The organism is Cytophagales bacterium (assembly GCA_019456305.1).
In the GTDB taxonomy this organism is placed as follows: domain Bacteria; phylum Bacteroidota; class Bacteroidia; order Cytophagales; family VRUD01; genus VRUD01.
In genome coordinates, this window is the sequence record VRUD01000054.1 from 22187 (window position 1) to 31377 (window position 9191).

General features: G+C 40.5%; 8 protein-coding genes. All 8 read left to right on the forward strand.

Going from position 1 to position 9191, the window contains the following annotated elements:
• The first annotated feature begins 14 nt into the window (after positions 1-14).
• Entirely contained in the window at positions 15-2792 is a 2778-nt protein-coding gene (locus tag FVQ77_11905; GenBank protein ID MBW8051017.1) for a T9SS type A sorting domain-containing protein, read from the forward strand.
• Positions 2793-2901: 109 nt separating this feature from the next.
• Complete coding sequence (locus FVQ77_11910; GenBank protein MBW8051018.1) at positions 2902-3540, forward strand: hypothetical protein; 639 nt, start codon at positions 2902-2904, stop codon at positions 3538-3540.
• Between the two features lie 17 nt (positions 3541-3557).
• Positions 3558-3734: an ABC transporter permease gene (locus FVQ77_11915; GenBank protein MBW8051019.1), complete on the forward strand. Its 177-nt coding sequence runs from the start codon at positions 3558-3560 to the stop codon at positions 3732-3734.
• A gap of 349 nt (positions 3735-4083) precedes the next feature.
• Positions 4084-4731 (forward strand): ribulose-phosphate 3-epimerase, encoded by a 648-nt coding sequence (locus FVQ77_11920; GenBank protein MBW8051020.1) that lies wholly within the window; start codon positions 4084-4086, stop codon positions 4729-4731.
• Between the two features lie 43 nt (positions 4732-4774).
• Entirely contained in the window at positions 4775-7366 is a 2592-nt protein-coding gene (locus FVQ77_11925; GenBank protein ID MBW8051021.1) for a TonB-dependent receptor plug domain-containing protein, read from the forward strand.
• Between the two features lie 77 nt (positions 7367-7443).
• Positions 7444-7917, forward strand: a complete 474-nt coding sequence (gene purE, locus FVQ77_11930; protein MBW8051022.1) for a 5-(carboxyamino)imidazole ribonucleotide mutase — start codon at positions 7444-7446, stop codon at positions 7915-7917.
• Between the two features lie 33 nt (positions 7918-7950).
• Complete coding sequence (gene tnpA / locus FVQ77_11935) at positions 7951-8406, forward strand: IS200/IS605 family transposase (GenBank protein MBW8051023.1); 456 nt, start codon at positions 7951-7953, stop codon at positions 8404-8406.
• 217 nt (positions 8407-8623) lie between these two features.
• The coding region (locus FVQ77_11940) for a hypothetical protein (GenBank protein MBW8051024.1) at positions 8624-9191 on the forward strand (568 nt) is incomplete at its 3' end.

Consider the following 9191-nt stretch of genomic DNA (forward strand, 5'->3'; position numbering starts at 1 on the left):
TGAAATTGACAACTATGAATTTAACAATCTCAAAAAATCAGGTTTTGGTGTTTGTATTTTTATTTTCTTGTGCTAAATGTATATATGCACAAAACCATATTCCCTTGCATTTAAAGCAGCTACAAACAAAAAAAAATCAGTATCATGCAGCCAGTATCAGGGATCAAACTTTTCGAAGCCAGTATCAAGTACACCCGACAAGCCGGGATCTACGCTTCGCTCCGACCGGCACCCAGTACTCAGTGGCAATTCCAATTTTTTCAGAAAATTTTTCAAGCGGTACATTGCCTGCAGGATGGCAAAATATAGATAATTTAACAGGAGGCACCTGGGCATTTAATAATCCGGGTGGGCGTACAATTAATACACCAACGGGTGGCAATGGTTTTGCTATTTTCGATTCAGACTTTTTCGGTAATGACGGTAAAGCAGAAGATGGGGATCTGATCACTCCAATGCTGGATGCTACCGCTCTTCAATATGTTATGCTATCATTCAGCCATTATTTCAGAAGCGGATTTGGAGGAGCAGCGGAAGTTTTTGCGAGTAATGATGGAGGAAATACCTATGCTTCCTTAGCCAGTTGGAGTTCTTCAACTCCCAATGCTCAATCAGAAACAATTGATATATCAGCTATTGCAGCAGGAAATGATAGCGTGATGATAAAATTCAAGTGGACCGGAAATTGGTCGTGGTGGTGGGCAATTGATGATATTTCAATAGGGTTGCCCCCAAACTTTGAGCCTCAATTAGTCAGTGCCGGTTTACCCTCTTTATATTCCATGATCCCTGTTTCCCAGGCAGAAAAGATAAATTTTAATGGAGAAGTAAAAAATAATGGCTCAGATACCATTCCCAACATAGGTGTCTATGTAGATATCAATACAGGTCTTTTCAGCGATACGATCTGGTTAACTAATTTAGCGGGTTTTACTTCTGCTGCATTTAATTCAACAAAGCCTTTTGCACCTCCTGCCATCGGTACATACAATGTTGATTTCAGAATAGAATCAGATTCTGCAGATGCTGATACAACTAATAATCAACTAACTGCTCAATTTGAAGTAAGTGACTCGGTTTATGCCTGGGATAATGATATCGTGAATGGAAGCACAGCACCGGGAGCCCCCTTATCGGGTTTTACAAATATTATTTACGGACAATTATATAAAGTTACTAATGAAGATACCTTAACCTCTATCACCTTTAAGCTGTGGAGCGGTACGATCGGACAAAAAGTAACAGCCGCTGTATATTTTACCGATGGCAACAAATTACCGGCTGCTGAAGTGCCATTATCCACTACGGATACATTGGTGATCAGCAGTACAGCACAAACCTGGTACACTTTGCCAATTCAAGGTAAACCAATTATTCTACCACCGGGTACTTACCTTGTGGGAGTAAAAGAAGCAAACGGAGCAACCCCAATAGGTATGACCCTTTCCACGACTGATTTTGTTCCAAATTCATCCTATATATTTGCTGAAGGTTTTGGATGGACCAAATCAGAAAATTTTTGGGTGGGTGAATTTATTTATTTGATAAGAGCCAATTTTGGAAAGACAGATCAGATTCCTCCTCTTATAGTTGATTCCATTATAACTCAAGAGGCTGCATGTGTCACTGCTGATGCATTTTTAACGGTATTCGCCAGTGGTGGCTTAGGCTCATTGATGTACAGTATTGATACAGGGGCAACGTATCAACCTGTAGGAACCGCTTATGATAGCTTAACAGCCGGGATCTACCAGATTATTATTAAAGATTCAAATCATTGTATATCTGCAATTAAAGTTATAAATAATGCCGGTGCTGCTACAATTTCTATAGACTCAATAGCTGATGTTGGTTGTTATGGCGATTCAACAGGAATCATAATTGTATCTGCCTCTGGTGGCTTCCCTCCTTATGAATTTAGCATTGATGGTGCAGCGGTTTGGCAAACAAATGACACATTTGCCAGCCTATGGGCTAACCAATACATAATTTTAGTACGGGATTCTGATACCTGTGTTGGTTCAACAGTTATATCAATTTCTGAACCGGTACCTCTAGCCATATCTATGGGTGGTATTGATGTAAGTTGTAATGGATCAAATGACGGGATAGTATGGGTTACTATCACAGGAGGTACATCTCCATATTTTTATTTGTGGAACGACTCTCTTGCACAACTCACAGATACAGCATATAATTTACCACAAGGTACTTATATTGTATGGGTATGGGACGCTAATGGGTGTAACATCATTGATTCTATTGAAATTTTTGAGCCTACTACTTCTCTTTCAGGAGTAATTACTGCAACTGATGATTCTACAGGAGCAAATGTGGGTACAGCAAAAGTAGTGGTCTCGGGTGGAACTCCTCCTTATACCTATTTATGGAATACTACCCCTCCTCAAACAGCCGATAGTATCGGTGGTCTTGCACCAGGTACTTATACTGTAACTGTAACTGATGCTAATGGATGCCTGTTGATTGATAGCGTGACTGTAAATCCTCCAACAGGTTTTATTGAAATTATTAATGGAAATGGCTATATCAAACTATATCCTAACCCCACCACTGGTAAGCTAAGTATTATATTTGATGCTTATGTGCCGCAACCATCGTCAATAAAAGTGCTTAATATTATAGGAAATATAATCGCTGATATTACAATGGCAACCGGATCAATTAAAAATGATTATGCTATAGACTTATCAAATAAGCCTGAAGGTATGTATTTCATACAAATCCAAACTGCTGATAGAGTAATCACCAAAAAAATTATTCTTAACAGGTAAAATTGGAAGCAGTAATTGGAAAATTGAAAATAGTTGTTCTATTTGCAATTTTCCCCGCTTACTGGGGTACTGCACTTTTTATATTTTAAACTTTTAAAAACTTTCAATCATGAAAACTTTAAGATCATTACTTTTATTAGCGTTTCCGTTTTTACTTTTCAGTTGTGGTGAAAAAGTAAAGGAGGCAAAAGAGGCCTATAATGTTTTGTCAAGCCTGCAGAAAACAGCTAAAAACATGGAGAAAACTGTTGAAGAAGCAGAAAAAAAGCACCAGGAAAGAATTGCCAGGGGAGATACCACAGCAATGCATTATAAAGACCTTCAAAAATATTTACCAGAGAATATTTCAGGATATTCAACTGAAGGTAGCCCAAACGGAACTTCTATGAATATGAGCGGCATGTCTTATTCTCTATGCGAGCAAAAATTTGTCAATGATGCAGGAGACCTGGTTAAAATAGCGCTGATGGATTACAACGGAGCCTACCAGTTGTACCAGGGTGTGCTTGCCGTTTATTCAATGAGCATATCCGTTGAGACTGACGAAGAAAAAATGCAATCTATACAGCTCAGCAATGAAGATATTAAAGGCTGGGAAGCGCTGAAGAAAAAAGAGAAGAAAGCATCTGTATTTTTTGGCATTTCAGAAAGATTCTACCTCGCAATTGAAGCGGATAACCAGCAAGATACAGAATTGGTTAAATCAATTGCTGAAAATATGGATTTGGAAGAGTTATCTAAGTTGTGATTTTTACGTATAATGATATGAGAAAAGAAATTGGACAATATTTGATAGACATTTCCAAATTGGTTTTTGGTGGCGTAGTATTGGGTACAATATTTAATATTGGAGATATACCTAAATCGACTTTATTATTATTGGGAGTATTAGCAACCTTAATTTTTGCAATATGGGGTTTCTTATTAATTAAAGATAAATAAAATATTATGGAATATATAATTTTACATACTTTTTTAATAGTAATAGGAATTATCGGCATTATCTGGACTTTGATTTACGATAAAAGGAAAAAACAAGTAAAACATAATTAGTGGAATACATTATTTTACATTCAGTTTTACTTGTTGGAGGTCTTATTGCTTTAATCTGGATACTTATTTATGACAAAAAACAAGAGAAAAAATTAAAAGCAGATAACAGGTAATTAAAATTATTACTTTTTCCTATAGGAAGTTGGTAATGATTGTCAACTGCCAACGGCCAACTGTCAATTTTTCCAGAGTACCCGGAGCTAACTTGTTATTTTACCTTTTACTTATATATTGAACCATGCCCCCAATCATCGCCCCCTCCATCCTTGCTGCTGACTTTGCCAATCTTCAGCGTGAGATAGAAATGCTAAATCAAAGTGAAGCGGATTGGATCCACCTTGACGTTATGGACGGCAGGTTTGTGCCTAATATATCTTTTGGGATCCCGGTCACTGAAGCGATAAAGCGTATTGCCAAAAAGCCGTTAGACATCCATTTAATGATCGTTGAACCTGAAAAATATCTTGAGGACTTCAGGAATGCCGGAGCCGATACCTTAACCGTCCATCTGGAAGCTTGTGATCATCTGCAAAGAACTATTCATCAAATCAAAGAAGCAGGCTGCAAGGCAGGAGTTGCCATCAACCCGCACACATCCGTAAATCTACTGGAAGAGGTCATAGCCGACATAGACCTTGTTTGTCTGATGTCAGTAAATCCGGGCTTTGGCGGGCAAAAATTTATTCATCATACATACGAGAAAACAAAGAAGCTAAAGGAGTTAATCAAAGCAAACAATTCAAAAGCGCTCATTGAAATTGATGGCGGCGTCAATTCAGAAAACGCTCCAAAGCTTTTATCGCTTGGCGCAGATGTGCTTGTGGCAGGTAATTTTGTATTCAGCGCACCTGATCCTCTTAAAATTATTGCGGATTTGAAAAATTAAGCTGACAATAATAACTGCAGGATTTTTCCGTTTGTCTGGTTAAATGATAAGAACTTCCATAGCAGCCATCCTGATTGCCTTCGCTTCAGCTTCTGCTTTTTCTCAATACGCAACTCTTTCGGGTAAAGTAACTAACCACGCAGGAAAACCTGTTGAATTTGCAACCATTGCAATTGAAGGGTCAGCAAAAGGAACCATTACCAATGCATCCGGTGAGTTCAAAATAAAGATCCCGGCTGACCGGGATATTAGCTGCATTATCAGGTACGTTGGCTTTAAGGATCATCTTATCCGGATCAATTTAAAAGAAAACGAAGAATATTATCAAGAGGTCATTCTGCAAAAGGACGTTAAATATCTCAAAGAGGTTGAAGTAACCGGTGAGATGCCGGACGACAAAAGACGGGAAGTAAGCATTATTAAGATAGACCCCAGGATACCTAAGCTTGTTCCCTCTCCTTTTGGCGATTTTACAAGGATATTAGCTACGCTGCCGGGTGTAGTTACTGCCAGTGAATTATCATCTACTTATTCCGTGCGCGGAGGCAATTATGATGAAAACCTGGTTTATGTGAATGATATTGAAATTTACAGGCCATTCCTGATACGCTCAGGGCAACAGGAGGGATTGAGCTTTGTTAACCCCGACATGGCTGCAGACATAGAATTTTCATCTGGTGGCTGGCAGGCGAAGTATGGTGATAAGCTATCATCAGTTTTAAATATTAAATACAAAGAGCCCAAAAAATTCGCTGGCTCCGTGACTTTAGGACTTTTGGGAGGATCAATACACCTGGAAGGCGCTTCAAAGAACCAAAGATTTTCTTATTTGGTCGGGCTGCGTCAAAAAAATTCACAGTACCTGCTGAAAACCCTTCCCGTAAAAGGAGATTACAAGCCAAAATTCACTGACATTCAGACCTGGTTAAACTTTGACCTAACAAGACGCACAAGCCCGCCTGAAAAGGAGAAACGGGGAATCGGAGAAACGGAGAGAAGGAAAACGAAGCAATTCACCGATTCGGTAAGAAATAATGGCGGGGTGGGATTTAGGGGGGCTGTTAGGGGGGCTTCTACAACCCTGGGGATCCTGGCTTCCTATGCCCGTAACCGATACCTCGTACAGCCCAGCGAACAAGAAACAACTTTTGGAACTTTTAACAGGGTATTAAGGCTATTTGTCGCCTTTGACGGCCAGGAACTCATGCAGTTTGACACTTACCAGGGAGGCCTGAAATTATCCCGTAGATTTAAAAAGGGAAAAATTGACTTGATTGCTTCTGTAATGAACACCCGTGAAAGAGAGTTTCTCGATGTTGAAAGTGGTTACCGGCTTTGCCAGGTGGGTACTGAATTCGGTAAAAAAGATTTTAATAAATGTGTTTCCACTATTGGTATTGGAACAAACTTTAACCACGCTCGAAATACCCTCCTGGCAACTGTAGCTTCATTTGAACATAAAGGCCTTTTATACAATGCTAATGCAAGAAATTCTGTTGAATGGGGCATAAAATATTCCAAAGAGATCATTCATGACGAGCTATTTGAATATTCATTTGCAGATTCTTCTGATTTCGTAATAGATCTCCAATCCACCAAAACCAGTATTGACCTGAATACCAACAGGCTCAGCAGTTTTATTCAATATAATTTCAAAATTGATCCTTCCAAAACCCTCAATTTTGGCTATAGATTAAGCATTTGGGACTTTAACAACCAGCTTTTATTTAGCCCAAGGATACAATATTCCTGGAAACCAAAATGGGAAAAAGATGTGGTATTCAGAAGTGCGATCGGGATCTATCAGCAGCCCCCGTTTTACAGGGAACTCAGAGATAAAGACGGGATGATCAACGATTCATTAAAAGCACAAACCTCTGTCCACACGGTGTTTGGTAGCGATATGAATTTTAAGGCATGGGGCAGGGATTTTAAGCTGGTATCTGAAGCTTATTTCAAATATATTTATAATGTTATTCCCTATGATATTGATAACGTGAAGATCCGGTATTTTGCTAATAATAATGCAAAAGCTTATGCAGCCGGTCTGGATTTCCGGGTTAGCGGAGAGTTCATTAAAGGCGCTCAATCATGGTTTAGTTTAGGATATTTAACCACCAAAGAAGATATTGAAGGCGATTATTACGATGTATATTATGATAGTACAGGCGAGGAGATCAATCCGAATCTTGATGGTTATGATAAAGTAGCCTATATGGATTCTCTACAGCCCGGTTATATCCGAAGATCTACTGACCAAAGATTGACGGTTGGGATATTTTTCCAGGATCATATCCCCAATAATCCATCCATAAAAATGTATTTGAACCTGGTTTTCGGTACCGGGCTCCCTTTCGGCCCCCCTGGCTCTAAAAGGTACCGGAACTTTGCTACTGCTCCACGCTACCAAAGAGTGGATATTGGATTTTCAAAACTTATAAAATTTTATGATAAAGGCGTTGATAGAAAAAAAAGGATAGAATCAATATGGTTGGGTTTGGAAATATTAAACTTGCTTGGCTACAACAATACCATCTCCCACACCTGGGTTGAAGATGTGTATAACACCAAGTGGGCTGTACCGAATCATTTATCAGCCAGGTTTTTTAATCTTAGAATTATTGCTAAGTTTTAAGTTGGTTATTAGTTTGTTAGTTTTTAGTTATGGTTATTTAGTTATTGGTTTTAGTTTATTAGTTTTACGGTTTACTTATGCAAAAAAATATAAAAAATAAAGTCCTGATACTTATCGGCTCAAAGACAGACGAACCTATCATGCAGGAGACGGTTAAGTATCTTAATTGGTTTGGTATAAAAGGAGACCTGATCGTTGCATCAGCACACAGAGATGCCGAAAAGTGCATTCAACTTTCAAAAGAGGCTAAGCAAAAAGGTTATTCCTGCATCATAGCAGCAGCAGGTATGGCCGCAGCGATCCCGGGGGTTGTTGCAGCGCATTCTGATCTTCCTGTACTTGGTGTTCCGCTTGAGGGTGGATTGATGAATGGTGTGGACGCCCTCTATTCTATTGTACAAATGCCGGCAGGCGTACCCGTAGGTACGTTAGCCGTTGGAAAAGCCGGTGCACGTAACAGCGCTGTGTTAGCAGCTCGTATCATTGCATTGAATAATGAAGAGGTTGCTAAGAAATTAAAAGATTTTAAAGAGCTTGGATTTAAAATATAAAGCCAATAATTTGGTAGGAGGGTAAAAAGAATAATTCAATGCTTTAGCCCTTTAAGCGAAACAACATGTCAAACAAAATTGCTGGTACATGCAGTTTGGGCTACCAAAGACAGGAAACCCTTAATGAGCATGGAGAATAAAAACGCTCTGTGCAGACACATCAGGGAGAATGCTATTTCAAAAAGCATCCATCTTATAAATGTGAATGGGTGGAAGGAGCATCTGCATTGTCTTTTATCTTTATCGCCCGAACAGAACATTGCCACACTGATGAACCTCATAAAAGGAGAGTCATCGTTTTGGGCAAACAAAAACCTGAAATGGAGTGAAAAATTCGGATGGCAGGACGAATATTTTGCCGTGTCAGTGAGTCAGTCGCATTTTGATGTGGTGAACAATTATATAACCAATCAGGAAGAGCATCACAAGAAAAAAACATTTCAGCAGGAATATGATGAGTTTATTAAAAATTATGGGTTTGAGAGCTAAAGGGCTAAAGCCCTACGCAAACAACGGGGCCCATGTAATCCCCGCCCTGAAGGACGGGGCAACTGAGACAACATCCATACTCTTCATTCTTCATTTTACATTCTTGATTCTAAATTCTACACTCCCGTTACACGCGCACCTGTGTGCCGAAACACACGCCAACCCTTACTTCGGTGTGCCCGCCTGCCACAATGCCTGTCTGCCGAACAGGCAGGCAATGGCGGGCAGGCAGGCCCAAGACACCCTCCGCCCCCCAATAATCACCATCATAGACACCTGCCCCCCACCCCGCACCATCACCGTACCCACAAAACCCGGAGGCTCTTATATAATACAAACCCCAGGCGGCCCGCGAACCATACCATTAACACCGCCAAAAGCAGCGCCCGCCACCCAGCCCCTTTCTAACTTCACCACTTACGACACCGAGCAAGGGCTGGCTTTGAGCGGCATTGCCTGCGGCTACTTAGACAGATCGGGAAACCTCTGGTTCGGCACAGTTGGCGGGGGGGTGAGCCGCTATGACGGGAAATCCTTTACGACCTATACGACCGCTCAGGGACTTGCGGGTAATTCGGTATGGAGCATCACCGAAGACAAATCGGGAAACCTCTGGTTCGGCACATCTGGCGGGGGGGTGAGCCGCTATGACGGGAAATCCTTTACGACCTATACGACCGCTCAGAGGCTTGCGCATAATGTAGTAACGAGCATCACCGAAGACAAATCGGGAAACCTCTGGTTCGGCACATATGGCGGGGGGGTGAGCCGCTATGACGGAGTTT

What these genes read in the sequence shown, in the direction of transcription:
- FVQ77_11915 (MBW8051019.1), top strand. Translation starts at nt 3,558, where the DNA reads ATGAGAAAAGAAATTGGACAATATTTGATAGACATTTCCAAATTGGTT.
- FVQ77_11910 (MBW8051018.1), top strand. Translation starts at nt 2,902, where the DNA reads ATGAAAACTTTAAGATCATTACTTTTATTAGCGTTTCCGTTTTTACTT.
- FVQ77_11920 (MBW8051020.1), top strand. Translation starts at nt 4,084, where the DNA reads ATGCCCCCAATCATCGCCCCCTCCATCCTTGCTGCTGACTTTGCCAAT.
- FVQ77_11925 (MBW8051021.1), top strand. Translation starts at nt 4,775, where the DNA reads ATGATAAGAACTTCCATAGCAGCCATCCTGATTGCCTTCGCTTCAGCT.
- FVQ77_11905 (MBW8051017.1), top strand. Translation starts at nt 15, where the DNA reads ATGAATTTAACAATCTCAAAAAATCAGGTTTTGGTGTTTGTATTTTTA.
- purE (MBW8051022.1), top strand. Translation starts at nt 7,444, where the DNA reads ATGCAAAAAAATATAAAAAATAAAGTCCTGATACTTATCGGCTCAAAG.